This window comes from Bradyrhizobium sp. S3.12.5 (assembly GCF_040548225.1).
GTDB lineage: Bacteria > Pseudomonadota > Alphaproteobacteria > Rhizobiales > Xanthobacteraceae > Bradyrhizobium > Bradyrhizobium cytisi.
Window position 1 is genome coordinate 1 of record NZ_JBEPRF010000028.1, and the last position, 26653, is coordinate 26653.

Annotated in this window: 25 protein-coding genes and 2 pseudogenes; 19 read left to right on the forward strand and 8 right to left on the reverse strand. The window is 58.3% G+C overall.

Going from position 1 to position 26653, the window contains the following annotated elements; translation table 11 throughout:
* Positions 1-91: 91 nt before the first annotated feature.
* The 6 genes from ABIC09_RS31495 to ABIC09_RS31520 all read right to left on the reverse strand — a co-directional run bounded on the left by ABIC09_RS31495 (position 92) and on the right by ABIC09_RS31520 (position 4533).
* Entirely contained in the window at positions 92-517 is a 426-nt protein-coding gene (locus ABIC09_RS31495; RefSeq protein ID WP_354111694.1) for a hypothetical protein, read from the reverse strand.
* A gap of 17 nt (positions 518-534) precedes the next feature.
* Positions 535-756 (reverse strand): hypothetical protein, encoded by a 222-nt coding sequence (locus ABIC09_RS31500; RefSeq protein ID WP_354111695.1) that lies wholly within the window; start codon positions 754-756, stop codon positions 535-537.
* Positions 757-1288: 532 nt separating this feature from the next.
* The gene (locus ABIC09_RS31505; RefSeq protein ID WP_354111696.1) at positions 1289-1867 is read right to left on the reverse strand and encodes an anthranilate synthase component II; all 579 of its coding nucleotides are present in this window, start codon (positions 1865-1867) and stop codon (positions 1289-1291) included.
* Complete coding sequence (pabB, locus tag ABIC09_RS31510; RefSeq protein ID WP_354111697.1) at positions 1864-3258, reverse strand: aminodeoxychorismate synthase component I; 1395 nt, start codon at positions 3256-3258, stop codon at positions 1864-1866. The genes ABIC09_RS31505 and pabB overlap by 4 nt, the downstream gene beginning before the upstream one ends.
* Before the next feature lie 116 nt (positions 3259-3374).
* Positions 3375-3734 (reverse strand): Dabb family protein, encoded by a 360-nt coding sequence (locus ABIC09_RS31515; protein ID WP_354111698.1) that lies wholly within the window; start codon positions 3732-3734, stop codon positions 3375-3377.
* A 166-nt stretch (positions 3735-3900) separates the two neighbouring features.
* Entirely contained in the window at positions 3901-4533 is a 633-nt protein-coding gene (locus ABIC09_RS31520; protein WP_502917721.1) for a GntR family transcriptional regulator, read from the reverse strand.
* A 206-nt stretch (positions 4534-4739) separates the two neighbouring features.
* Here ABIC09_RS31520 and bioB point away from each other — a divergent pair, with 206 nt between their 5' ends.
* From bioB to ABIC09_RS31565, 9 genes and pseudogenes are all read left to right on the forward strand, one after another.
* A complete protein-coding gene (gene bioB / locus ABIC09_RS31525) occupies positions 4740-5735 on the forward strand; it encodes a biotin synthase BioB (RefSeq protein ID WP_354111700.1) in 996 nt (331 codons plus the stop codon).
* Positions 5736-5787: 52 nt separating this feature from the next.
* Positions 5788-6142: pseudogene (locus tag ABIC09_RS31530) on the forward strand (aspartate 1-decarboxylase).
* Between the two features lie 61 nt (positions 6143-6203).
* Positions 6204-7358, forward strand: coding sequence for an 8-amino-7-oxononanoate synthase (locus tag ABIC09_RS31535; RefSeq protein ID WP_354111701.1), 1155 nt, complete (start codon positions 6204-6206; stop codon positions 7356-7358).
* A complete protein-coding gene (gene bioD, locus ABIC09_RS31540) occupies positions 7355-7987 on the forward strand; it encodes a dethiobiotin synthase (RefSeq protein WP_354111702.1) in 633 nt (210 codons plus the stop codon). Before ABIC09_RS31535 ends, bioD begins: the two co-directional genes overlap by 4 nt.
* Positions 7984-9249 (forward strand): adenosylmethionine--8-amino-7-oxononanoate transaminase, encoded by a 1266-nt coding sequence (locus tag ABIC09_RS31545; RefSeq protein WP_354111703.1) that lies wholly within the window; start codon positions 7984-7986, stop codon positions 9247-9249. The genes bioD and ABIC09_RS31545 overlap by 4 nt, the downstream gene beginning before the upstream one ends.
* Positions 9250-10454: 1205 nt before the next feature.
* On the forward strand, positions 10455-11327 hold the full coding sequence (gene panB, locus ABIC09_RS31550) for a 3-methyl-2-oxobutanoate hydroxymethyltransferase (RefSeq protein ID WP_354111704.1): 873 nt from the start codon (positions 10455-10457) through the stop codon (positions 11325-11327).
* Between the two features lie 13 nt (positions 11328-11340).
* Positions 11341-12192, forward strand: a complete 852-nt coding sequence (gene panC / locus ABIC09_RS31555) for a pantoate--beta-alanine ligase (protein WP_354111705.1) — start codon at positions 11341-11343, stop codon at positions 12190-12192.
* Between the two features lie 479 nt (positions 12193-12671).
* Positions 12672-12872, forward strand: coding sequence for a hypothetical protein (locus ABIC09_RS31560; RefSeq protein WP_354111706.1), 201 nt, complete (start codon positions 12672-12674; stop codon positions 12870-12872).
* A 1695-nt stretch (positions 12873-14567) separates the two neighbouring features.
* A complete protein-coding gene (locus ABIC09_RS31565) occupies positions 14568-16487 on the forward strand; it encodes a methyl-accepting chemotaxis protein (protein WP_354111707.1) in 1920 nt (639 codons plus the stop codon).
* An 897-nt stretch (positions 16488-17384) separates the two neighbouring features.
* On the opposite strand, the gene ABIC09_RS31570 is transcribed toward ABIC09_RS31565, so the two are convergent.
* Positions 17385-17774 (reverse strand): hypothetical protein, encoded by a 390-nt coding sequence (locus ABIC09_RS31570; protein WP_354111708.1) that lies wholly within the window; start codon positions 17772-17774, stop codon positions 17385-17387.
* Between the two features lie 217 nt (positions 17775-17991).
* Here ABIC09_RS31570 and ABIC09_RS31575 point away from each other — a divergent pair, with 217 nt between their 5' ends.
* From ABIC09_RS31575 to ABIC09_RS31590, 4 genes are read left to right on the forward strand one after another with little or no spacing between them, the layout of a single operon-like run.
* A complete protein-coding gene (locus ABIC09_RS31575) occupies positions 17992-18246 on the forward strand; it encodes a helix-turn-helix domain-containing protein (RefSeq protein WP_354111774.1) in 255 nt (84 codons plus the stop codon).
* Complete coding sequence (locus tag ABIC09_RS31580; protein WP_354111709.1) at positions 18243-18617, forward strand: HipA N-terminal domain-containing protein; 375 nt, start codon at positions 18243-18245, stop codon at positions 18615-18617. The genes ABIC09_RS31575 and ABIC09_RS31580 overlap by 4 nt, the downstream gene beginning before the upstream one ends.
* The gene (locus ABIC09_RS31585) at positions 18520-19527 is read left to right on the forward strand and encodes a HipA domain-containing protein (RefSeq protein WP_354111710.1); all 1008 of its coding nucleotides are present in this window, start codon (positions 18520-18522) and stop codon (positions 19525-19527) included. The genes ABIC09_RS31580 and ABIC09_RS31585 overlap by 98 nt, the downstream gene beginning before the upstream one ends.
* A gap of 39 nt (positions 19528-19566) precedes the next feature.
* Positions 19567-19719: a hypothetical protein gene (locus ABIC09_RS31590; protein ID WP_354111711.1), complete on the forward strand. Its 153-nt coding sequence runs from the start codon at positions 19567-19569 to the stop codon at positions 19717-19719.
* 267 nt (positions 19720-19986) lie between these two features.
* On the opposite strand, the pseudogene ABIC09_RS31595 reads toward ABIC09_RS31590, so the two are convergent.
* Positions 19987-20100 (reverse strand): annotated as a pseudogene (locus ABIC09_RS31595) (malonate transporter subunit MadM); the annotation flags it as partial.
* A 165-nt stretch (positions 20101-20265) separates the two neighbouring features.
* Between ABIC09_RS31595 and ABIC09_RS31600 the strand changes: the two are divergent.
* From ABIC09_RS31600 to ABIC09_RS31625, 6 genes are all read left to right on the forward strand, one after another.
* Positions 20266-21687, forward strand: coding sequence for an extracellular solute-binding protein (locus ABIC09_RS31600; protein WP_354111712.1), 1422 nt, complete (start codon positions 20266-20268; stop codon positions 21685-21687).
* An 86-nt stretch (positions 21688-21773) separates the two neighbouring features.
* Positions 21774-23018 (forward strand): carbohydrate ABC transporter permease, encoded by a 1245-nt coding sequence (locus ABIC09_RS31605; RefSeq protein WP_354111713.1) that lies wholly within the window; start codon positions 21774-21776, stop codon positions 23016-23018.
* A gap of 14 nt (positions 23019-23032) precedes the next feature.
* On the forward strand, positions 23033-23956 hold the full coding sequence (locus tag ABIC09_RS31610; protein WP_354111776.1) for a ribokinase: 924 nt from the start codon (positions 23033-23035) through the stop codon (positions 23954-23956).
* The gene (locus ABIC09_RS31615; protein ID WP_279669053.1) at positions 23953-24723 is read left to right on the forward strand and encodes an SDR family NAD(P)-dependent oxidoreductase; all 771 of its coding nucleotides are present in this window, start codon (positions 23953-23955) and stop codon (positions 24721-24723) included. Before ABIC09_RS31610 ends, ABIC09_RS31615 begins: the two co-directional genes overlap by 4 nt.
* Entirely contained in the window at positions 24716-25543 is an 828-nt protein-coding gene (locus ABIC09_RS31620; RefSeq protein WP_354111714.1) for an HAD-IIA family hydrolase, read from the forward strand. Before ABIC09_RS31615 ends, ABIC09_RS31620 begins: the two co-directional genes overlap by 8 nt.
* Positions 25544-25549: 6 nt before the next feature.
* Complete coding sequence (locus ABIC09_RS31625) at positions 25550-26647, forward strand: ABC transporter ATP-binding protein (protein WP_354111715.1); 1098 nt, start codon at positions 25550-25552, stop codon at positions 26645-26647.
* The last annotated feature ends 6 nt before the right edge of the window (positions 26648-26653 follow it).

Here is a 26653-nt window from a genome sequence, read left to right on the forward strand (position 1 = left end):
TGCCCGCCGGCCTCCCGTCCCGGCGGGTAGCTTGAATCACCAAAACGCTGATTTGTGAATCCCCAACGATTCAGTCAGATGGGCGAACGCTCTAGTAGGCGCGCCGCACCAGTCCAGGAAGCCGAATAGGGTTCGGATAGAATCTATTCGCAACCGCGAGCACGGCCAATTCATCGGTTTCGAGCGCGATCTTTTGAGCGAGCATGATGTCGCCAGCCACCAGGGGACGTTCCGGAACAAAGCACCACCCGATCTTAGGCTGACCTTTTTCGTCGACCTCCAAAACATTGCTCACGCTGCCCTGGTAAATTCGATATCGTCGACCCGTGTGAGAGCCCGTGACTTCGAAATAGCCCTCGGCATCAAATTGCGCACGCTGCTCTGGAGACAACCAATCCCGCAGAAGACGCCGCGCACGCGCTTCCGGGCCGTTTTGCTTAATGAAGCTCCCGTAGAGCAAGCGCAGGGCACGCAGACGCGCACGACTGCCGACCCCATTGCGCCTGAACAAAAACATTTGCCGTGCCGCGTTAGCTAACCACCGACGAGGCGCGGATAGAACAGCGTCTCATCGGCAGTCGGGTCGAATGACCGTGTGACCTTGAGCTCGCCGGGCGACGTCCGGGTGGCGGCGGTAAATCCTTGCCCAGTCAGCTCCTTGAAGCGCTTTTCAGCCTGGGCCAGCCCCTTCGGGTCGGTTTGCTCAAAGGTATGTCGGGTGTCGCCCGTGTGGTCCATCACGATCTGAATGGCCATGAAATAGAACTCCGCAATTCTTGCCCCCTGGGACGAAGAACCTCGCAGCTCGGAATAGTGTTCCTATGTCGCTCGAAAATATGAGTGTTCTCACTGACGCGCGGGTAACCCATAGCCGTAGCTGCACAGCCCTGACGTGCCGCATTCATTCGAACGGGCATCGGCGTGTTCAACAAGATGCTCTCCCAGCCGTCGGGCTCAGAGCTTCAAGACCATTAGCGGCACAGGTCCAGCACCTTTCGTCCAGGGCACTACGCACCAGAATTCCGAGAACTCGTCTTCGGCTCGCGCCGGGAACGACGCGTACATCATTGCCATCGGGCCTCGCTCCACGAATGAGCTTTAGTTCTTCTCGTCTGTCAATCTGCACCATGGCTCATACTTCTTTCTGACGATGATGCCGCTATGCGATCCGGCTACCCTTGGCTGCCTCCACCGCCATGGGCCAGCGCTTCCTCCATTTCGTGCCGCCTCATCCAAGTGACGACCTCGCCACGAGCCAGGAAGGATTCCTGATACCCGATCGCCACGCTCAGGAAGTCTCTGCAAGTCGCAGAAAATTCATGAGCAAGGCGTGTCCTTGCTGTGTAAGTATCGATTCCGGATGGAACTGCACGCCATAGGTTGGTTGATGGCGATGTGCAACGGCCATGATCTCGCCTTCGTCCGAACGCGCGGTGACCGTGAGGTGCGGTGCGCAGGCCTCATCGAGCTCGACAACGAGAGAATGGTAGCGCCCGACGCAAAGTGGAAACGGGAGGTCCTGGAATAGCCCAAGGCCGTCATGCGTTACGTACGAGGCCCGGCCGTGCATAGGGCGACGTGCACGCGCGACGCGTCCGCCGAAAACGCTGCCAATACACTGGTGTCCGAGGCAGATGCCCAGAATTGGGAGCCGCCCCGAAAGTTCGCGGATGACGGCGGTAGATATTCCAGCTTCCATTGGAGTGCATGGACCGGGGGAGATAACGATGGCGCGCGGCTTGAGTCCAACAAGGTCGCTGACGCCGACCGCGTCGTTCCGGAACACCTCGGTTGCTTGACCGAGTCTGCGAAAATACCGCGCAATGTTGAAGACGAAAGAGTCGTAATTGTCGATGATGACGATCAAAATGCACCGGGCGTTTCAGGACCAAATGCATCAAACATCCGCTGCGCCTTGGCGAGCGTCTCCTCGTATTCGGCCTCTGGATCCGACATCGCGGTTATACCGCTACCGGCGTGAAACACCGCCCTTTCGTCATCGATCGTGACAGTGCGGATCGCAATGTTCGTATCCATGTATCCGTTGAAACCGATGAAGCCGATCGCCCCGCAATAGACCTCTCGCGCCACACCCTCGATGTCCGTAATAATCTCCATCGCGCGGACCTTCGGTGCCCCTGTAATGGAACCGCCGGGGAAGCAAGCTCGAAGGAGGGTAACGGCGTCTTGGCGTTCTGAAAGTTCACCCGTGACGACTGACACGAGGTGGTGCACTGAGGCATAGGATTCGAGCTTGCACAAGGCTGGAACGTCGATCGAATCCACAGTGCAAACGCGAGATAGATCATTCCGCAACAGGTCGACGATCATAGTGTTCTCTGCGCGGTCCTTTTCGGACGTGACCAGCATATCAGCGCGGCGCTCGTCTTCCTTGGAATCAGGGGATCGCGCGATCGTACCTTTGATGGGGCGCGTTTCGACCTGCCGTCCGTCAAGCTTCAGAAGTCGTTCCGGCGAGCTCGACGCAATGGTGAGCTTGCCGTAGCGCAGCAGGGCTGCAAAGGGGGCTGGGTTTAATGATCGGAGCCGGCAGTAGAAGTAGATGGGATCGAATGAAGTCGAGATCTCAGCGCTGAAGCGTTGCGCAATGTTGGCTTGGAAGACGTCGCCGGCCAGAATCAAATCGATAACGCGCTGTACCGCCGCAATATAATCCTCATGACTGAAATTCGAATGCCATCTGCCCGATGTGACCAGGGAGTCATTCCGCGGCGCTTTTGGGTCGGCAAGGAGGGCTGCAAACTCATCGGCTCGCCCGCGTGCGCGCTTGCTTCGTCGCGCGGGATCCTGCTCTGGCCATCCACTAGAAACGATCCAGCATCGGTGGTCGCGATGATCGAAGCTGATGACCACGTCATAAAGATGCAGGATGGATTGGGGCAACTGCTGACCAGGAGCTGCCGGCGCCGGTAATCGCTCCAGTGTCCTGTTCAGATCGTAACTCAAGAAGCCGGCCCCGCCTCCCTGGAACGGCGGAAGATCGGGGCGATGCTCTTGGCGAAACCTGGCCAGCAGGGTGCGAAGAGCTTCCCATGGATCCCCATCGAGAGCCTCTCCATTACAACTCGCCTGTCCGTCCACGATCGTATAAGTGCTGAACGGCTCGCAGGTTAGATATGAATAGCGGCCCAGTAACTCATGGCTTGCTGCGCTATCGAGAAACGTAAGGTGCGATCGATGCGCCAGACATTGCATCGCAATGATGGGCTCGATCCACTGCAGTTCGCGGACGTGCATCGCCCTGTCAGTCACCGGACGGCCGGCGCGCTCGGAGGCGCGCTTTCGATTGTGATCCCCGCCCCAACGAGAGCGAGCTCATCTCGGCCCGCAAAGTCTTGAGATCGATTGTCAGGTTAATCCCCGCCGGTGGAGTCAATGCGCTGAGCCTTCGAACTTATCACTGACGTTGACACGCAACGCTCATCTGTTGGTACATTGTAGTCGACCGCGAACCGCAACTCCCTGAGTGGTCGTACCCGCCTGATCGATTCCTGGTAGAGATCATGCGCTTTGTAGGCTGCGAGCTCCGTCTCGTTATCGAACTCACCATAGACCACGACGTCGATGTCGTTGCCGAGCTGGTCGGTCTGGCGGTTGCGAGCGACCTCGAGCCGGCGTGCATGTGGGATTGTGGTGAGAACCGATAGGCCTTCGATTATTTGGTCGATATCGACCTTATCCTTGGCGGTGAACAGAACGATGTGACGAATCATGGATGGCCGTTGGGTGATATCGGAAGGACGTCGCATAACTATCTTGGGATCGACCCCGCTGCAACTCTATCGCCGGACGCTATGTCGCTCGGCAAGACGGTCGGTGGTTTGACACTCTTGCGATGGCCTGCGGTTTTCAACGTAACTCGCCAGATCTTAGTCCTGGTCAGGACGCGGAAAGGGCAAGGCGCTCAATCGTTTGAATGTGGCGTGCCAGCAGGTTACAGGCTCGATCAATGTTGCGCGCTCGAAGTGCCTGCAGAATCAGGCGGTGATCTTGGTTGGACCGGGGTCGCCATCCGGCACTTCGCGCCATCGCGAACACCAATCGCGAATTTGCAAGTTGTAGTACGTCAAGGCTCCCAAGCAGGCGCGGCATCGCGCAGGGCGCCACCAGCGCGTGGTGAAAGGCGCGGTTGGCCGTCTCAAACTCATGAATGGTCTGGGCATTGTCTGCTTCAATCAGGGCGTGCTCGATCCGAGCCAAATGGGCGGATGTGAGTATTGGAGCTGCATTGCGCAATGCGACCACTTCGAGCGCAGCACGCATCTCGGCGATCTCCTTCACTGAATTGGTGTCGAGCGGGGCAACCCGCACACCGCGACGGCGCACAGCGACCACAAGATGTCGGGCCTCCAGTTGCCGAAAAGCCTCGCGCACCGGGACATGGCTGGAATTGAATTCCCGCGCGACATGATCCTGCCGGAGTGGAGCGTCTGGCTGCAGCGCGCCGCTGATGATGCGCTCACCGATTGACTCCGCAATGCGCACCGCAATCGTCGTGTTCTCGTCAGCCATCATAGATTATCTATCATTGCCCCTCCGTTGATGATCGGCATAAGGCCCGCTCGTTTTGCAGAATTTCTGCAATACCTGCAAACTTTCGCGGTCTTTGGGCGTCGGCATACGGTTATGTTTCATGTTGGAGAGGCAAAGAAGGCAGGAACGGGCGGCCACATTATAGATAATCGCCCAGATTATCTATTATAAGGAAGGCGAGACTTATGGTTGCTGCCATTGGAGTGGAAAGGAATGACGGGGGCAACAGCGCGCCCGTCCGCCATGACTGGCAGTGCGCCGAGGCCGAAGCACTCTATTCCCTGCGGTTTGCCGACCTGATGTTGCAGGCGCAGAGCGTTCATCGCAAGAACTTCGATCCAAACCACGTCGAAACAGCAAGCCTGCTCAGCATCAAGACCGGTGGCTGTCCGGAAGACTGCGGCTATTGTTCGCAGAGCGCGCACTACGACACCGGCCTGAAAGCCACCCGCCTGATGGATCGCGCCGAAGTGGTCGCCACCGCCCAGTACGCCAAGGATGCTGGCGCGACGCGCTTCTGCATGGCCGCGGCCTGGCGCAGTCCGAAAGACCGAGATATCGATCAGGTCTGCCACATGATCAGCGCTGTTAAAGATATTGGCATGGAAACCTGCGTCACGCTCGGCATGCTGACGTCGAAGCAGGCCACCCGGCTCTCCGAGGCCGGGCTCGACTTCTACAATCACAACGTCGATACCTCGCCCGAGTTCTACGACAAGATCATCACCACCCGCACCCTGCAAGATCGCATCGACACACTGGCACTCGTGCGCGACGCCGGCATCAAGGTCTGTTGTGGCGGTATCGTCGGCATGGGTGAGTGCGTCGAGGACCGGCTCGGCATGCTCGTATTACTCGCCAATCTTCCCAGCCATCCGGAAAGCGTGCCGATTAACCTGTGGAACGAGGTCAAGGGCGTGCCGGTCAATGACACCGCGGAGCGTCCCGATCCGATCGCACTGGTGCGCCTGGTCGCGACGACCCGGATCATGATGCCGAAGAGCGTCGTGCGGTTGTCCGCTGGACGGCACTATATGACCGATGAACTGCAGGCGCTGTGCATTTTGGCCGGCGCGAATTCAATCTTCATCGGCGATGTGCTATTGACCACCAAAAACCCGCAGCGCGACCGCGACGCGAATTTACTGGACCGTCTCGGCGTCACGTCCGGGCTTGCCTGAGTGAAACAGCTCAAACGAGTACGCTGTGCGCAAACTCCAGTGTAGGCGATAAATGCAAATTACCTTGATGAAGGGCAAAATCCTTCGCGCCTCGGTGACTGAAGCCGATCTGCACAGTGATGGCCAGATTTCGATTGATTGTGGGCTGCTGGACGCGGCAGGATTCCTGATCAACGAACGCGTCGAGATCTACAACATCGAAACGGAGCGCGCGTCGCCGCCTCTGTGGAGGAAGCCCCCGCGGATCTGGCACCATAGATTTGAACGGAGCGGCTGCGCGTAAAATTATTATCGTTGCATATGCCTCCTTTGACGAAGCGGAAGCGAAACTCTTCAGACCGCGCGTTGTGGTGGTTGACCGAGAAAATCGCATCTTGTCAGGTCGAAAGCCAAGAGCCCGATGCTAAAGGTTTGTTCTTTGCGGCCATCAGAACTTTGCGAGATCGACCGCTACTTTGCGAGTGAAGAATGAATTCAATCCAGACGGCCAAAGTTGGCGACTATGTCGCGGCCTTGCATGCCCTGAAGGTAGACAACCGGCTGCGTGGCCTCAAGCCACGCGCGGGCATCGACTTTGCCTCGAACGATTATCTGGCGCTCGCGAGCGCGCCGCGGGTGAAAAAGGCTGTCTCCGCCGCGCTCGAGGCCGGCACACCGATCGGAGCCGGCGGGTCGCGGCTTCTGCGCGGCAATTGCGAGGAACACGAAACTCTCGAAAAAGAAGCGGCTCAGTTCTTTGGGGCTGAGACGGCGCTATTCTTTGGTGGCGGTTATGTCGCAAATTTTGCCGTCCTGACAACGCTGCCGCAGCGGGGCGATCTGCTTGTTCTCGATTCTCTGGTGCACGCCAGTATTCATGAAGGCGCACGCGCTGGCCGTGCCGAGTTTCGGATAAGCGCCCATAATGATCCCCAATCGATCGAAGATACAATTCGTGCATGGCGGGCCGAGGGCGGAACGGGCCGCGTCTGGATGGTGGTCGAAAGTCTCTACAGCATGGATGGCGATTTCGCACCGCTCGAAGACCTGGTCGCGATCGCGGACCGGTACGGCGCGTTCTTGATGGTGGATGAGGCTCATGCCACGGGCGTTTACGGCGAGCGGGGACGGGGTCTCACCGCCCCCTATGAAGGGCGCGAGAATCTCCTGGTCGTTCATACCTGCGGCAAGGCGCTGGGTGCAGCTGGTGCGCTTGTCACTGCCGCCGGCGTGCTGCGCGACTTCATGATCAATCGCTGCCGTCCCTTTATCTTCGCCACCGCACCCTCACCGCTGATGGCTGTTGCCGTGCGGGAGGCACTCTTCATCCTGCAACATGAACCTGAGCGGCAGCAGCGTCTGGCCAAGCTGGTCGCGTTCACGCATCGGGAGGTGGGTTTGCGCGGTTGGCGAAGTCCTTCGGCCTCGCAGATCGTGCCGTATATCGTTGGCGACAACGCACGAGCGATCCGACTTGCCTCTGCATTGCAGGCTCGCGGTTTCGATATCCGCGGAATCCGGCCGCCGACCGTGCCGGCGGGCACGGCCCGTTTGCGAATTTCACTGACGCTCAACGCTGGGGAGGATGACGTGCGTGCAATGCTCGATGCTCTGTTCGAGGAGACGAGAGGTGAAGCTCGATGAGTGAGCGGATCGTGGTCACAGGCACAGATACCGGTATCGGGAAGACGGTCTTTTCTGCGGGGCTCGCCGATCTTCTTGGCGCAAGCTATTGGAAACCGATTCAGGCCGGCCTTGAAGGAGAGACCGATACTGAGCTCGTCGCGCGACTGGGCAATCTCTCGTCCGATCGCATCGTGGCGGAGCGTTATCGCCTTCAAACGCCCGCTTCCCCCCATTATTCCGCCGAAATTGATGGAATTCGCATCGAGCCAGATTTGCTCGACGTGCCGGACACCGGGGAGCGACCGTTAGTGATTGAGGGCGCTGGTGGCTTGATGGTCCCGCTGAGTGGCGAGACACTCTACATTGATGTCTTCGAGCGATGGCGGCTTCCTGTCGTGCTTTGCGCGAGCACGGCACTGGGCACCATCAATCATTCGCTGCTGTCGATAGAGGCTCTGCGAAAGCGCCAGATCCCCATTCTTGGGATTGCCTTCATCGGCGAAAGAAATGCTGAGATTCAGACCGCAATTCGCGAGACCGGGCGGGTGCGTTGGTTAGGGCGATTACCCTGGCTTTCGCCTCTCACGGCAGACACGCTGCAGGCCGCGTTCAAAACCTCGTTCCGTGCTGATGATTTCAAGAGATGATGCCAAAGACGAGGTCGCCAATCTGGCATCCGTTCACGCAACACGCCCTTCAGGAGGAGATGACAAAGGTTGTGCGCGGCGATGGTGCTTATCTCCACACCGCGGATGGTCGTCGAATCATGGACTCAATCTCATCCTGGTGGGTCGTGACCCATGGTCATTGCCATCCACATATCGTGAGCGCCATTCAGAACCAGGCAGGCAAGCTGAACCAGATCATCTTCGCTGGCTACACTCACGATCCGGCCGAGGAGGTTGCGGCACTGCTTTTGAAAGTCGCACCCCCTGGTCTTGACTATGTCTTCTTCTCTGACAGTGGCTCAGCCAGTGTGGAAGTCGCCTTGAAGATGGCACTCGGCTATTGGCATAATATCGGGAAACAGCGAATACGCCTTGTCGTGATGCAACATTCCTACCACGGCGATACGGTTGGGGCGATGTCGGTCGGTGCCCGTGGCGTGCTCAACGCGGCGTATGGGCCCCTGCTGTTCGACGTGACGTCAATCCCGTTCCCGACGAGGGGTCATGAACAGGCGACGCTCGATGCGCTCGAGTCTGCATGTCGAAACGAAATTCCGGCAGCTTTTATTGTGGAGCCTCTGATATTGGGGGTGGGTGGAATGCTGATGTACCCAGCCTGGGTGCTAAGAGAGATGAAGCGGATCTGCGAGGCCTCGGACGTCCTGTTCATTGCCGACGAGATCATGACAGGCTGGGGCCGCACCGGAACGTTATTCGCCTGCGAACAGGCCAATGTCACGCCCGATATCGCCTGTTATTCGAAAGGCCTCACGGGAGGGGCGCTTCCGCTTGCAGTAACACTTTGTCGCGCGGATATTTTCGACGCGCACTATTCGAAAGATCGGACGCGTACGTTCTTTCATTCGAGTTCATATACGGCAAATCCAGTGGCATGCGCCGCGGCAAAGGCCAACCTGGATCTCTGGCAAGATCCGGAATCTCGCCAACGTGTGGCGTCGGTCGCCACGATGCAAGAGCAGGCAATTGAGCCATTCCGCGCCGACCCGCGCTTTGCAAACGTCCGTCGGACCGGCACGATTACAGCACTCGATCTGAAAACGAAGGATGCAGGCTATCTCGCGGGCGTCGGTCCGAAGCTTCAGGCTTTCTTTAAAGACCGAAATCTGCTGCTGCGCCCGCTCGGCAATACGATCTATGTAATGCCACCATATTGCGTCACAGGGGCAGATCTTGATGAAATCTACGTCGGCATCAGAGATGCCGCCGACGCGCTAGCTTAAGGCGCGCTTGGCGAGCGCGAACCCAAAGTTCGACCGTCGGGTTTCGGATTGCCGTCCTTTAACCGCGTAAAGGCAAAAAGGTGGCACTGATAGCTACAGATCAGTTCCTGTACGCACCCCGTCGGCGCCAGTTGAATTCCGTCGAGGAAAGCCGCCCCCACGCGGCATTTAAGCGTCAACGCGCGACTGATTGCATTAATCAAGATGAAACTATCGTTACAGTCAACAATTAAGACTTGGCCGGCGAAGCACCCCGATGGAGCGTGCCGCTTCGCCAAGGAGGCGCAATTCAGAGCTCAAACTCTTGCGCCCCGTGTCCGCACATGCCGCCAGACTAGGCATCGCCAGCGTCGCACTTCACGTGCGGGCATGGTGCTGCAGCGAAGAAAGGGGGGGCTATCCACCTAATGCCGACAGGAGGCGAGGAATGCGCAACAGCTCTCATAGTTCGCACCGCGGTTCAGTAAGGTGCTGCGCGATATGCGGTGGAAGGTTCGGGCTGATCCGTTATTACTGCTGGCGAACGGCCCTTTGCTCCAAGAAATGCGTCGACCGCTTCAAGGCGCGGCGGGAGGCCGACCATAAATGGTTTCGCTGGTTGCGAGCGGCTTAATGCATGGCTACCACGCTATGAAATTTATACTCGTGAATCAAAGGACCCCGCGCGGCGACAGAACCTGCACCGAATGTTCTCGGTCCTTAGGTCCGGGTTACGTGCGAGAGGTGGTAACGCGGAGAGAATATTGCAACTGCAATTGCTACCGACGCTGCCACTTAATGGACATCGCCTTCCCGTACCTTACAGCGCGTGCCGATTCTAATTCCGACACGAAAGATCTCGTTCCTCTTGGGCTCGCAGCCTTGCTGGGTGCGGCTTCGTTCTGGTTTTAGGTTGGGACGGCCTCGATGTCATGGATCAACACAGCCGCGCATGCCGACGAGCCGTCCACGGCTGAGCGACCTCCCTCGGCTTAAGCTGGGCTGAGTCGCGCGGTGTGCGTCAAGCGTGACCCAAAACCGCTCCGCATGAGGAAAAACGGCTGAGAAGTTCTTATTTGATGATCGCGCGATCATTGGAGGTTTTGATGCGTCTGTACGTGACCCTGGAGAGGTAATTTCCTTTTTTCATCTCCCCATTGACAGCTTCCTCTCGCCTTCCCAAAGAAGCGCCGACTCCAAGCATGCGGGGTGGATCGGGATCTAAGATGAGCCACATTTCAGAGCCGCCTGTTGAACGCGTCACGATTCCGGTCCTGCAGCGATGGAAGGAGGAGGGGCGTCGTATCGCGATGACCACCGCTTACGACGCGGTTACAGCACGCATCGCCGATCCGATCGTGGATGTCATCCTTATCGGGGATAGCGTCGGCAACGTCTGTCTTGGATTCGATGATACGTTGCCGGTGAGCATGGCGATGATGAACCATCACCTCGAAGCCGTTGTACGCACAAAGCCGCGTGCCTTGCTCGTGGCCGATATGCCCTTTCTTAGCTTCCATCTCAGTCCAGCGGAGACGATTCGCAATGCCGGAGGTTTCCTGCAGCGTGGCGCCGACGCTGTCAAGCTCGAGGGGGGTGCCAAGCGTATCGAAATAGTGCGCGCCCTGATCGATTGCGAAATTCCTGTGATGGGCCATCTCGGCCTGACTCCGCAGAGCGTCAATGTCATGGGTGGGTTCAAGGTGCAGGGCCGGAAGGCCGATGCCGCCTTGCGCCTGCTCGATGACGCCCACCGTCTACAGGAGGCCGGCTGTTTCGCTCTCGTCCTGGAGGGTATTCCGGGTGAGCTCGCGGCGCGAGCGACCGAATCCCTGAGGATACCGATCATTGGAATCGGTGCGGGTCCTGGCTGCTCAGGCCAAGTGCTCGTCTTTCACGATGTGCTGGGATTGACTGAAGGTCATCGCCCCAAATTTGTTCGTGCCTATGCCAATGGTTCCCAGTTGTTACAGGAGGCCCTGTCGCGTTGGGCGGCCGATGTCCGCAACGGTGCATTCCCGACATCGCAGGAGTCCTATCGGCTTCCTGAAGGCCTTCGCGACACGGTCGCGAACTGGACACCCTCCAATCCAACCTGATGTAAAGCACAACATGCAAACGATCACGACGGTCGCAGAGCTTCGTCGCGCGCTCGCAGAGGTTCGCAGCGTCGATAAACGCGTCGGACTTGTGCCGACGATGGGCTATCTACACGACGGCCATCTGGCGCTGGTCGCGGCCAGCCGGACGCAATGCGACGTCACCGTAGTTAGCATCTTCGTCAATCCCACTCAGTTCGGGCCAAATGAGGATCTCAGCGACTATCCGCGCGACTTCCTGCGCGATCAAGAGCTGTGTCGCGATGCCGGCGTTGCGATCGTCTTTGCGCCGGATATACAGGAGATCTATCCGGCTCAATTTGAGACCTTCGTCGAACCGGGCGAGCTCGCAAAACCAATGTGCGGAGCTTTCAGGCCTGGGCATTTTCGTGGGGTGGCGACTGTCGTTGGTAAGCTATTCAACATGTTGCAGCCGGATGTCGCGTTTTTTGGACAAAAGGATTTTCAGCAATGCGCGGTGGTGCGCCGCATGGCAATTGACCTCAACCTTCCAATTGAGATCGTCACCGTACAAACCGTCCGGGAACCGGACGGGCTCGCGATGAGCAGTCGCAACCGCTATCTAAGCGAGGAAGAACGTCGGCGCGCTCTTGCCATCAGCCGTGGGCTGTTCGCCGCAGCGGATAAGTTTCGCTCAGGAGAGCGCGACGTGGGACAGCTGATTGCGATCGTAGAGGAGCGGTTGAATACGGTCGATCGACTGCAGTACCTTGAGCTTGTCGACGCTGATACGCTCAAGCCCGCCGAGAGTCCTCTGCGGCGTACCGCTGCACTATGCGCCGCAGCCTATGTCGGCTCGACACGTCTGATCGACAACGTGATGCTGTCGTTGCCGACTCCTTAGCGCGACTCACAACTAAACGACTGAATAGGCTCAGAATACTGAAGTTTGCACTGAATGGGTGTTTCCGTGGACGAACAGTTTTTGAGAGACCGGGCTCGGATTATTCGCGATCTAGCGGACAAGGCAGACCCCTTCATCAGAAAGAGACTGCTGGACCTGGCGGAACGGTATGACAGACGTATTAGCCGCCCATCTCAGGCGATGAAGATGGCGGCCGCGGCGATTTCGCCGACCAGCACAAGCGCGTCATCGATGCAGTAAAGTCCATCGAAACGTAAGCGCGATCGAGGCTGGACAGCCCCAATCGAACACCGGCACAGGCCGAGAAAACGTGTGTTGGGAGAAGCAGAAAGAGAAGGTGGAGACCGCTCTGTGGCGGGGCGCGGCAGTCGCAGATTTCTTACCCAATCAAACACACTTGAACCGCGAAACGCGAAATGTGCATTATCCTCCTCACTAGGGATGGGGGAGATCTCCAAATGTTGGATGCCGCTACCACCGCGCTTCTGCGCGCGATCCTCGACGAGGTCTGCGAGAGCCTTTCCCCGTATGATACCGGCGCCCGCACTTACGTCGCCTCGAAGATTCTGGAAGCCGCCATCAGAGGTGAGACGTTGCCCGACCGCCTCAAACAGATCGGCCGCGAGGCCCTTTCCGAAAGACCGACCATGTGGAGGTAGGCGTAGACAACATGATGTTGTCACTCAGTTGAATTTCCAGATCACAGTTCTGAAGCTCCTGGGGAGCTATTTGGACGAGGCCGCACCGATGCTGAGCTTAAGCGTGACATAGCCATTTTGGCGATCTCCTGCCGTGCCCGCGTTGGCCCAAAAGTTGACGCCATGACCGTACGGAAAAACTTTGCATTCTGCTGAGCTGGCGCAGATTTTCGCCGATGCGAGGGCCATGATTAGCGAATTTCGCTTTCAGGAAGCCGATAAGTGTTACTGCAAGTTATGCTGATAAGCCGAACCCTGAGAACCAACTTTCTTCCCGATAGAATCGATGAGGCTCCTAGTTATCTCTCTCCATACGAACGACTGGACCATCTGACGAAGCCTGAGTGGAGGTAAGGATGCGCCTCAAGGGACGAATCCGATCAAATGGGAGACCCTCGGATGCCGTACTACTCTTTTGATCTTGTGATTGACGAGGAGTACAGGAATCAAGGCGGGCCTCATTCTCGAAAACATCGAGGTTGCCTCCGACCGAGCGGACCACCTCGCGACCGAACTGTCTATTGTGCATCCGGACCTGAAGGCCAAAGGCTGTGCGGTTCGGGTCACCAGCCACGAGAACGCCGAGGTCTATCGCACGCCACTCGATCCGGTCCCGTCATGGATGAGACGCCAGCACTGAGCCTCGGGAACAGCGGGCGACACCCGAAACGCTCGGTTTGGCTAATGGGAGGGGCGATCGCTCGTTCACGGCGAGGCGCCGTGACGTTCGCAGACTGTCGATCTGTCGAGGTCATCTACGGGCCATAGTGTCGACAGAATGGGCGCGAGATGGACGAGGAGAGATTCTCTGCTTACTTGACTTGGTCGCCTGAACTTAAAAAGGGAGCCTCGATGAGGCGACCGGGGCGTGGCCTTGTGTCCTAACGGCGTTCCACGCGTTCTTTCCGTTTAAGACCCGCTGAATCCTGCATATCGACCGGCACCTTGTTGGATGCGGAAAAAGGCCGCGCGAAGATTACGCGCGGCCAAGTCAGGGAGGAAAACGCCCCAAGGGGCCATTGAAGGAGCATCGAGATGAGCAGATCGATCACTCATCGAGAGCTCCAAGCTTGTGAGAGAATCACCGTTGCGAGCGCTTCAATCATCTTTGATCCCGCTCATGAGTGATCGGACAACCGAATTGAGCGCCGCTTGGCGGCGTTTTTCGCGCATGTTTCGCATCTTTTATGCGAAAATGATCAACGTGTCGCACGCCGTGAGCTACTACCCGACCTGTTCTGGCAGTTCGCATCTCACCGGGCTGTAAATTGATTTCCCTTTGATAGATCTGCAACGTGTCCTCAAGGCTATGTAGCGCGCCTCGGACCGTTTTTGCTCAGCGAGCTTCGCTCCCTATCATCGCGGCGCAACCCTCGTCGGGGAAAGTCCGCTCGCCACGACACCGAGCAATAGTGCTTCACCTATACTGCGAGTTCAGGATTTCGAAATCAATGCAATTTAATTGGCAGGTTGTCATCGACCGAATGAAGTCCTCTCCCGTTTAGCTCCATATAGAAATGCGCCCGTCGCACTCGCGATAACCAGCACTGCGCTGGGGCAAAAACTTATTGAATGGGTAAAATGAGTAAAATTGCTACGAGGATTTTCGGGCAATCAAAGGGCTGCCGTGGCGTACGCATTGGATTGCGCGGCCAAATGGCACTACTCGGGATTTCCGGGGTCCTGGTCACCGGTGCAATCTGCGCCGCCGCCCTGAATTACGCGAGCCTGGTCCAGAGCGCTTCGAACGACAGCAACCAATTCAAAGCCGATGTCGTATCGTTGTCGCAAAGCTTCCTCGAGTCACGACAAATCGCGAGGGACTTCCTGCGCAAGCCCAGTGAAGTGTCGATCAAGAAGTATGCGGACAATTATGAGCAGCAGCTCGCAGACTTGAGTCGCGTCGAAGCATTTGTGACGAGGTTGCCGGAGGATGACCCGCTGAAGCAGGCGACCTCCCTGCGGCCGGTGATTGGTCTCTATGCAACGCGCTTTCATAACCTCGTGGCAGCGCAACGCAACCTCGGCTTCAACGAAGAGGACGGATTTCAGGGCAAGCTGCGCAAGGCCGTGCACACCATCGAGCAACCGCTAGCAGAGCTGAACCAGCCACGCCTCACGATCTTGATGCTGATGATACGCCGGCACGAGAAAGATTTCATGCTGCGCGGCGAAGACAAATATGGCGATCAGCTGGCGGACCGGGAGGTGGAATTCGAAACCGCGCTCGCTCAGGGCGGCCTACCCGCAGAGCTGAAATCCCAGATCCTCGAACTGATCCGCGCATACAAGTCGAGTTTTATGTCGTTCATGGTGACGCAGCAAGCGCTGAGCGACCAGGTCGACGATCTCGCACAGATCTACGACCGTATCCGCCCGGCGCTCGTGAAGATCATGGCTGCCGCTGACGCGCGCTCGCGGGCTGCGGAAATGCGAGCTGAAGAAATTCGTCGGAAGCTGATCTGGGTGATCGGGCTTGCAACGATGGTCGTGGGCCTGCTCGCCTTACTGTTCGGCCAGCGCATTGCCAAAACGGTCGCTTCGATGACGGCAGCCATGCGCCAGCTCGGCGATGGTCGGTTCGATGTGGTTCTCCCGGGCCTTGGCCGAAAGGATGAGCTTGGCGAGATGGCCGAGGCAGTCGAAATGTTCAAGCTGAGAGCTCGCGAGAAGGCGCAGGCAGAGCTCGACGCAAAGGCCGAACAGGATCATACCGCAGCCGAGCAGCGTAAGGCCGATATCGCTCGGCTCGCCGGCGAATTCGAAGCCGCCGTAGGCAAGGTGATCGACACTGTCTCGTCCGCCTCCACAAAACTTGAAGTCTCCGCACGCAGCCTTACCAGTTCGGCTGATCACAGCCGGCAACTCTCCATAGAGGTCGCCTCCTCATCGGAGGATGCGTCTGAAAACGTTCAACGTGTCGCAGCCGCGACGGGCGAAATGGCGGCAACCATCGCCGATGTGGGCCGGCGGGTCGAAGAAGTGGCCAATATGGCGCGCGAAGCGGTTCGCAAGGCCGAACTCAGCGACCAGCGCATGGTTAATTTGACGGCCGCGGCGGAGCGGATCGGCAGCGTGGTCCAGCTGATCGCCGCGATCGCGCGGCAAACCAATTTGCTCGCGCTGAATGCGACGATTGAAGCCGCGCGCGCCGGCGATCGTGGCAGAGGTTTCGCGGTTGTCGCCCAGGAAGTGAAATCGCTCGCGACGCAAACCGCGCACGCGACTGTTGAGATCAGCGAGCATATTGGCGGCATTCAGGCCGCGACGACAGAGTCGGTCGGCGCGCTTACCGAAATTGGCGTCATCATCGGCCGCATCTCGGACATCGCCATGACCGTGGTCGAATCGATCGGGGAACAGGAGGCGACCAGCAAGAGCATCGCGTTCAATTTGCAGGAAGCGGCGGCCAGGACGACCCAGGTGGCAGCGAGCGCCGGTGAAGTCACCAACCGCGCAAAGGAAACCGGAGCGGCTTCGATGCAGGTGCTGATGTCTGCCGAACTGCTGTCTGAGGAAAGCTCTCGGCTGAAGCACGAACTAGACAGCTACCTGGTCAGGGTTCAAGCGGCTTAAACCGGCGTGTCAACGTCGCAAGCTCTCCACGCCTGAAATTCGACCTTTCTTCCGAAGCCAAGTTGCCCATCTGCTCTCGGATCGGCGTGTAAATGCTAGGTGTTCAATCAGACCGAGTCTCTTAGAGCTGCAAACGCGGAAGCGCTGATCATCCTGCGGTTCTCATGCGCGGTTTCTTTATCTCCGCTGCAAGACGGCGGAGCGAGCCGTGACCACGCTGGAAAAATGCTTTCCCTCCTAACAACAGCAGGAATAATGCGCTGGTTTTGAATATTAATTTATGTGCTGACCGGTCAAGGACGTAACGCAGCGATTGTTGCTCTCTCTTCTGCGGTGCAATCGAGGGTGTTTCATGCGAAATCATGACCTTGTTTCAGGTAGCTTCCTGGCACTGACCGCGGCCGGTCTCGCGCTGCTCTGCTCGAGCCTGCTCGTCTTTGCCTTCGCTTAGCGGCTGCATCCGACGACGAGGAACCGATGGACATCGAGCATATGGAATTTTGAGCCGATGGTCGTGCTGCGGTGAAGGACGCTGAACGTCGGCATCCAGTAGGCGTTCTGCAGCATTGGCGGCTCCGCGGCAAAGCCGCCGTTTCTAAGCGGTTTCGATCGATATCATGTCCTCTGGCAGGAAGATCGTCGCCTCATGAGGGTGACGGTATTGCCGGTCAGTCGCTGTAATTGTCGATTGCTGGAGCGCCGTCGGCACAAGCCGACAGTCGTTGGTGAAATCCGTCGACAAACGGCATCGGAACGCGGATTCCGGCTTAAGTGCCGCGCCACTGCATTAATCAATATCGCCATATGGCTACTGTGCGGGGGCGAACGTGACCATTGCACGAGCCGAGGTTTGTGGAGACCGGCAAAGTACAATGGCGGCGGCTAAACCAATTCCAATTAGACGAAGCAGCAAATGATCTGGCTGCAGACAATCTGATGCGTTCGGGAGCGAAGTAGTCCCGATCTGAGCGCAGGTCCACTGCGACGGATCAGCTGGTCCGGAATGGAAAACGAGGTGGCTGAAGCCATCGGCATCTGATGTAACTCCAGCCAGGACGGCAGGACTATCTTGTTTAAGGCCGCCCGTCCGGACACGACCTTGATGGCAGATGTCTGCACGGATGGACCTTGCTGCTCGTGAGCGCCACGACGGCGGTGCTTGCCGGCGTCACGGCTGCGGGCGCGGCCGACTGTCAGCCAGACATTGCCGCTGATGGTCAATCCGCGGCCGATCGTGATTCGGCCGATCGTGATTCGGCCAAGGATCGTCTCGCCGACGTAGATCACGACCCGTCGTCCAGGATCGGATGGCGGGTGTCGCCCCCTGATCACCTTGCTCCTGTCAGGAAAGTCACGCCTCGAGGGTGACCGCCTGCTAGATGAAGACAGTTGTCCCCGATAATGGCCGATCACGACCCCGGTGCGTAATCGATGAAGAAGCCAGAGCCGATGCCGGCGCCGGGGTCCATATCGATGCCGATCCACACCGGTCGAACTCGGGGCTATCCTTCGCGACCGGCGCAAGAAGCTCAAACTCGACCAATCGACGTTTGCCAAACGCATTGGCGTCAGCCGCCAGTGGGTGATCGAGGTCGAGCACGGTCACGCGCGCGCTGAGCTAGGGCTGATCCTTCGCGCCCTTGATGCCCTGGACATCCGCCTGGATGCGAGCACCGAACAAGCGCCCGCCCGCGGGGGCGCCGGGCCAGCCGTCGATATCAACGCTATCGTGGCCAAGGCCAGGACGAAAAAGGCATGAGGAGCGAACTTCCTGCTCTGCTCGATGGTCGGGAAATCGGCCGCGTGCGCAATGACGCCCGTGGCCGGCTCACCCTTGTCTATGACAAGGACTGGCGCCCGGCCGAGGGAGCCTATCCGCTGTCGTTGTCCATGCCGCTCGCGGCCGAAGAGCACGGTTCTTCCGCCGTGCAGGCTTTCCTTTGGGGACTCCTGCCCGACAACGAACGCGTGCTCGAACGGTGGGCTCGAAGATTTCAGGTGTCCACGCGCAACGTGTTTGCCCTTATTTCCCATGTCGGGCGAGGACTGCGCGGGTGCCGTTCAGTTTGTCACGGCCGATCGGCTCGAGACCTTGCGAAGCGGTGCCGACGACAAGGTCGAACGGCTTGACGAAACGGCGATCGCCAAACGCCTGCAAACCTTACGCGAGGATCACGCCGCATGGCGGTTGCCGCGCGACACCGGACAATTCAGCCTTGCGGGCGCCCAACCCAAAACCGCCTTGCTTCTGCAAAAGGGCAAATGGGGAATTCCCGCTGGACGCATTCCGACGACGCATATTCTCAAACCGCCGACCGGCCATTTCGATGGACACGCGGAAAATGAACATATCTGCCTCATACTTGCGCGCAATCTCGGTCTGCCCGTCGCCGACACCCAGGTGATGCATTTCGGAAGGGAAATCGCCATCGTCATCGAGCGCTACGACCGGCTGTTCAGTGGGAACGAGATCGTCCGTGTCCACCAGGAGGATATCTGCCAGGCGCTCGGCATCCTGCCGACCAGAAAGTATCAAAACGATGGCGGACCAAGCGCTGCCGATGTGATCGAGCTTTTGCGCACCTACTCTACGGATCGCGTCGCCGACGTTGACACGTTTGTCGACGCGCTAGGCTTCAATTGGCTGATTGCGGGTACGGATGCGCATGCCAAGAATTATTCGCTGCTGCTGGCCGGAGGCCCTCACGTACGACTCGCCCCGCTCTACGACATTGCGAGCATTCTTCCCTACGATGACGTCGATCTGCAGAAGATCAAGCTCGCGATGAAAATCGGCGGTGATTACGAGCTCAGCCAGATTGGTTTGCGCGATTGGCAGAAGTTCGCGCGCGAAACACGCCTCGATCCTGACAAGGTGATCGCCGGACTGATTTGCATGGCCGAGCAGCTTCCGGACATTGTAGCCGCCGTACGGGAGCAAGCGCAGAAAGACGGGTTGGACAATGCCATCGTCGGGCGCCTCGCCGAGCGCTTGATTGCCAGAGCGAAGCAATGCCGTCGCCTGCTCGGTGGGACATAGTTCCGACTGCGGCCGCCCAGCAGGATGATGATCGGCAGCATGGTGCCGATCAGCATGATCGACATGTCGTTGTCGATGCCAATGATGATCATCATCGGCAGCGCCAGCATCAGCACCACCGCGATCGGCATCCCGATAGCGATGTCGACGATGTCCTGGGGGCTCCCCCGATCAGTGGCAGCCGCGCAGTAGCTGCAGGTGGCACCACCTTACGGCATGTCCTTTCAAGGCTCCGGCAAACAGCAATTTCTCCTCTGCGGGCTAATTTGCTGTTTGGCACGGACCTCAAATCAGCGACGTTTAGGCGTCTTGCACGCTTTAGGAAGCGCGGAATTAGCCAAGTCCGAAGACCAAATAGAGCAGGATCACGGCCACAGCCACTGTCCAGCCGATCGACGTGGCGAGAGCCCATACAGCGTCGACATCGGACGGCTTCTCCCGATGAAGCTAACGAAGAGGCCGCCTGGCGCTGGATCCGCCATAATCAAACGCCGAAGGCGTGGCAACGATGGCGAAATCCCGCAGCATTGCGCCTCCCGTCAAGCCGATCCCGGCCAGCGCCGGCAGGTCGGCCGCGATCGGACCGGTCGACTACCGCTCTCACGTGTCGGACGCGTTTCGGTTCAGGCAGTTGGACGTTACCCAACCTTACCCAACCGGAGTTTGAAAAGCCCCTTACGACCGTACAATGAGGGCTAGCCTTCCCGACACTGCGGCCTCTGGAAGAGGAGGGGACACGTGGTCTACGGGCCAAAGAGCCCATCGGAGGGAATCATGCCAAGGAAGCTTGCCGCTTGTCGCGGCCATTCGGCCAATTTTGCCAAAAACGCTCTCATCAGCTCCACGCTTTTTGCCAGAATGGTCATGGCGTTTACCCAAGCCGAGGCGGACGACATCAACTGGCGCCAGTTCGAAGGCGCATCGATCGTCTGGGCCTACGACATTCATCCGTATGCCGATGCAGTCGCAGCCCAGTTGCCGGAATTCGAGAAGCTCACGGGCATCAAGGTGACGCCCGAGCTTTATCCTGACGACGCCTATTGGAACAAGTTGACAATTCAGCTCAGTACCAAGTCGCCGAGCTGGGACGTTGTGGGTACGGGCATTCAACCAGCTTGGGATCTTGCACCAGGTCAACTGCTTGAGCCGCTCGACCGCTATCTGAACGATCCGAAACTCACGGCGGCTGGCTACGACTACAAGGATTTCTTCCCTGCACTACGGGATGCGCTGACCTGGAAGGTCAAGGAAGGGCAGATCGAGCCGGGAAGCGGACAGGTGTGGGCCATTCCGCATGGCTTCGAGAACATCCAGCTGTTCTACCGCAAGGACATCCTCGACAAGTACGGCCTCAAGATCCCGACGACTCCTCCGGAGATGTCCGCGGCCTGCGAAAAGCTGAAGGCTGCGAATCCCGCGATCACACCGCTGGGCGTGCGCGGCGTGCGATTTTGGAGCAGCATCCACACGGCTGCGATCTCGATTGCCAGGTCCTACGGGGTGCATGACTTCGTCGTCAAGGACGGTAAGCTGGACACCGACCTCGACTCGCCCGAGTCGATCGCGTTCCACAAGGACTACGTGGACATGATCAAGAAGTGCGCGGCTCCATCCTTTGCCAACGACAACTGGTACCAGGTGGTCGATGGCATCAATTCGGGACGAACAGCGATGGCGATCGACTCCAATATGTTCGGCTTTTGGAATGACGTGGCTGGCAGGCCTGCCTCCGGGAAGATCGCATTCGCGCCTCCGCTGCACGCTCCGAACAGCAAGGATTTCGAATCCAACATCTGGATCTGGTCTCTAGCGATGAATGCTGCGTCGCAGAAGAAGGGGGCAGCCTGGCTCTTCATCCAATGGGCAACGTCAAAACAGGTCGAGCTGAACGGCGCGATCGCGGGCAAGCTCGTCAACTCTCCGCGTGCCTCGACCTGGAGCGATAAGGCCTGGCTCGAATATGCGGCAAAGCCGAAGTTCAACAACTTCGTCGACACGTTCAAGACCGTTCAGGACAGGGCACAACTCGCCTTTACAGCTCGCGTCGGCTTTGCCGAAGCAATGAATGGTTGGGCCGTGGCCATGCAAAAAATGGTCAATGGAGCCGACGTGAAGGCCACCTTGGCTGATCTCGCCTCCGAGATCCGTTCGTCGATGTAAAGCCCGCTGGGGGCCGCGACCATCGTCGTCGCCCCTTCGCATTTTAGAGATACAGTGAGATGGACCTTCGAGGATCCGACGGAATCGTGACGCTGCAGCCTTCGGCCAGCGAACTTGCGCCGCCACGAGATGAGACCGTCAGGCGCGCCGAAAAGCTGCGTCTTGATTGGTGGAGCATTAGCGCGATAGCCCCCACCATCATCATACTTCTTGGCTTTCTTTTCTTGTTTTTCCATGGCGTCTTTCAGTCGCTGACCGATCTCAAGTTCGGTCGCCCGCTGGTCCACTTCATTGGGCTCAAGAATTACGCAGCACTGATCAAGACCAGCGACTTTTGGAACAGCATTCGTGCCACTCTTATCTACGCCGGATCGGCGGTATTTGCGGAGGCTGCATTCGGTCTTGCACTTGCCAAGCTGTTCGCAACTGAAGTCTTCCTTGCGCGTGTGATGCGGCCCGTCATTCTCTTGCCCCTGGTCAAGCGCTCGACCTCCACCAGTTTGATTCTAAACCTGCTCGTCGGCATTTGCGCATTGGTCTTGGCCTTTCCACTCGTCTGGATAGTGATGATGTCGCTGAAGCAGCAGGCTGACGTCATGACCTGGCCGCCAACCTTCCTCTTCATGCCGACGCTGGAGAATTTTCGTGTCTTGTTTGATGTTGCCCAGGCCGGAGCGACCAGCTATGGCACCATCAAAGTCGACTTCTTGACGCCGATCACCAACAGCGTCGTCATTGCTCTCGGCTCCGTAATCGTCTCTCTGCTCGTTGGGGTGCCCGCCGGCTACGTCCTGGCGAGGCGAGACATACCTCTCAAGGAAGACATTGCCTTCTTCATTTTGGGCTTCCGCTTTGCCCCGGTCCTTTTGGTCGTCATCCCGCTCTTCAGCGTCTTTCAGACGATTGGACTGTATGACACCTATATCGGGATGATCTGGGTCTACCAGGTCGTTACATTGCCCATGATTGTTTGGCTGAGCCGCTCCTATATCGAAGACATCCCGAAAGATATCGAGGAGGCGGCTGCCATGGATGGCGCCAAACCGGTCCGGGTTGTGTTGCACATCGTGCTGCCGCTTTTGAAGCCGGGCGTCATCGGGGCCTCGTCGCTCATCTTCCTGCTCGCTTGGCACAACTTCGCTCTCGGTCTGATCCTCAGCTCGACAAAGGCACCAGTGACGGTCGCTCTTCTCAAGCTGCTCAATCCGGGCGTGCAGTTCTACCCTGTTATGGCCGCAGGGCTGGTCGTGACGATGATCATTCCCGTCATTCTGATCATCATCGGCCAACGTCACCTCGAACGCGGCCTCACATTCGGTGCCGTAAAATGAGCGCTAGGCCATTGATGTTTTTCGGAACGACGAATCTCGATCTCTGCTTCAATGTCGAGCGCCTTCCGACGCCGGGTGAAAGCCTCATGGGAGCGTTGGCCCGCACCCCCGGGGGGAAGGGCGCCAATCAGGCTGTTGCCGCTGCCCGGCTTGGTCTTCGGCCAAAGTTTTACACCCGTCTAGGGGATGATGATACCGGACGACTACTGTTGCAGTCGCTGCGCGATGCCGGTGTTTGCGCGGATGCCATCGAGATCTGTGCGGGTGAGGTGTCGGGTTCAGCCCTGGTTATTGTCGGTGACGATGGCTCCAACATGATCGTCGTAGACCCGGGCGCCAATCTCAAGGTGACGCCGGACATGATCGAGAGCGCGACGCGATTCCTCGACCGAGAAGCAATCGTCGTGGCTGAGATGGGGATGCCGACACCAGCGCTCAATCGGCTGTTCGAGATGAAATCCGACCGGGATTTCAAGCTCATCTTCAACCCGGCGCCGGTAAGACCCGGACTTTCAGTCGCGGCGTGGAGAAGTGTCGATTTTGTCACGCCGAACCAGACGGAAGCCTTCGAACTGACCGGGATCGAGGTGGAAGACTTCGAGAGTGCCGCGAGCGTGGCTGCGAAGCTTCTTGATCTTGGGCCACGGGCAGCGCTCATCACCTTGGGTGCGCAGGGGGCCTACTATGCCGATGCAACGAGCTCTTTTGCGCTGCGCGCGTTCCCGGTGAAAGTCGTCGATACCACAGCGGCAGGAGATGCGTTTAACGGAGCGTTCGCCGCATCACTGGCTCAAGGCTTGCCCTTAAGGGAAGCGGTGAGGAAAGCGCTGGCCGTTGCAGCCTTGTGTGTTACACGACGCGGCGCTCAAAGCGCGATGCCGACGGCCCAGGCCGTTGAGGAGTTTCTGAAGTCCCAAACGATCTTGGAGTTGGAATGACCGAACAGTTCTCAGTGTCAGATAGAACGGTGCTCGTTACCGGGGCCGGTGGTGGGATTGGCTCTGCCATTACAAATGCATTCCGCCAAGGCGGGGCGAACGTCGTCGCCACCGACGCCAATCTGGAGAATCTCAGAGACACTCTGGCAAGATTGCCCTATGGCAATGGCGTATTGCCCATGGCCATGGATGTCGCCCGCGAGGAAGATGTCGCCAAGGTTCTCGATGAGGTTAGCAAGCACTTTGGCCGGCTCGATGTGCTGGTCAACAATGCCGGTATCAAATCTGCCCAGCCGCTCCTGAACGGTAATGCGGAGAAAATTGAGCGTACCATCCAGATCAACTCGGTCGCAGTCCTGCGCTGTTCAAAAATGGCCATCGAGCGTTTCATGAAACGCAAGGGCGGGCGCATCGTCAACGTTGGCTCCTCCTTGTCCTCGCAGGGGGCCGTGTTCAACTACCAGGCCGGCGGAGCTGATTACTGTCTTTCCAAAGCGATCGTTCACGACGTCACGAAGTTACTTGCCTACGAATGCGCTCCCCTGAACATTAACGTGAATGCGATCGCGCCAGGGATCATCGACACGCCAATGCATGGCCGTCCGCGCGAGGAGACGGAAGCGCGCCACAGCGGCCGGATCCCCTTGGGACGGGTAGGAGTACCGGAGGATATCGCAGGGCTAGCCGTCTTCCTCGCCAGTCCTGCAGCTTCCTACATGACCGGGCAGATCGTTCACGTGAACGGCGGGATGCTTATGAATGGCTAGTGCAGGCTCTCACCTCAACTGGCCGCCAGTCGAAGGGATCATTTCGGATCTGGATGGCGTAGTCTATCGCGGGAACGCCGCGATTCCAGACGCCATGGCGGCGTTTGGGCGATGGCAGGCGGCCGGAGTGCCGGTCTGCTTCGTGACCAATAATTCAACGCACACTCCGGAGGACGTCGTCCGCAAATTGGAAGCGTTCGGCCTTGCCACCACGCCGAAAGACGTGGTGACGAGCGCTATCGCGGCTGCGGAACTCATCCGCGCGAAATACCCAGACGTGACGCGCGTATATGTTATCGGTGCGCCATCCCTAGTGAAGGCCATCGCCGGCGTGGGTCTCGAGACTACCGACCGAAAGCCCGAGGTCGTACTGATGGGGCTCGATCGGCAGATCACGCATGAGAAGATGCGGACGGCGGTCGACGCGATCTTGAACGGAGCCGCATTGATAGGGACGAATCCCGATCTCCTCTTGCCAACCGACAACGGGTTCGAGCCCGGTGCAGGCGCAATGATCACGGCTGTCGCTGCTGCCACGCAAGTGAAACCCCTGATCGTCGGTAAACCCGAGGCGCATATGATCGAGACTGCACTTTCGCGTCTGCGGACAGCTCGCGGTTCCACCTTGCTGATCGGCGACCAGATACAGACGGATATTCAGGCAGGGAAACGGGCGGGTCTTCCGACCGTGCTGGTCACGACCGGTGTGCCGGCACGAGAGGACCCATCGCTGATTCCGCCCGATTTCATCGTGTCAAGTCTGAGGGAGATTGAGGTGCCGCCGATGATTGCTGGCAGCTCGCGACAAAGGAGAGCGTAATGGCTGATGTCCGCCTGGAAGGTGGCGTATGGAAGTATCCCCGTCCTACAGAATATAGACCTGACAATCGATCATGGGGAATTCGTCGTCTTCGTCGGACCATCGGGGTCAGGCAAGTCCACGCTCTTGAGAATGATCGGGGGACTGGAGCGAATTAGCGGAGGGCGGCTGCTGATCGACAACAAGCTCGTCAACGATGTTGACGCGGCCGATCGCAACCTTGGCATGGTGTTTCAGAGCTACGCTCTCTATCCACACATGACCGTGCGAGAGAACCTCGCGTTCCCTCTGCGTATAGCCAAGGTTGATAGGGCCCGGATACACGCGAGAGTCGCTGACACGGCTTGTTTATTGCAAATTGACCATCTGCTGGATCGCAAACCTCGACAACTCTCAGGCGGGCAGCGGCAGCGGGTAGCGATCGGCCGGGCCATTGTGCGTGAACCCAAAGTGCTCTTGTTCGACGAGCCCCTGTCCAACCTGGATACGGAAATGCGGGTGCAGATGCGGGTTCAGATTGCGAAGCTTCACAAGCAGCTTGGAAACACAATGATCTATGTGACCCACGATCAGGTCGAAGCGATGACCATGGCCGACAAGATCGTCGTTCTTAAGGATGGCGATATCGAGCAAGTGGGGAGCCCCAATGATCTCTACCACAATCCGGCATCTCGCTTTGTGGCCGGCTTCATTGGATCGCCCAAGATGAACTTCCTCAATGGCAAGATCGAGGCGGCGCACGAGTCAGGCATGGACGTCAGACTGGACGCGGGTGCGACAATATCCGTCCCGGTCCAACCGGATAAATTGCTCGTCGGCAAATCCGTCATCCTCGGAATCAGGCCGGATGATTTCTCTCCGTCCGCGGCCGAGAAGAAGGGGGTCGCCATCGAGCTTGACGTCGATTTCGTTGAGCATCTTGGCAGCGTCACCTACCTCTACGGCAACGCTGGACCCGAAGCCGTGGTTGCAAAGGCACCGAAATCGGAGCCGGCCAACAGGTCCGGCAAGGTCCGTCTCGCGGCTTCGCCGGTGGACTGCCACCTCTTCATGACGAACGGAAAAGCGCTCCGACGGTTGCACGCGCCCACAAATTGGAGCTAGTTTTCG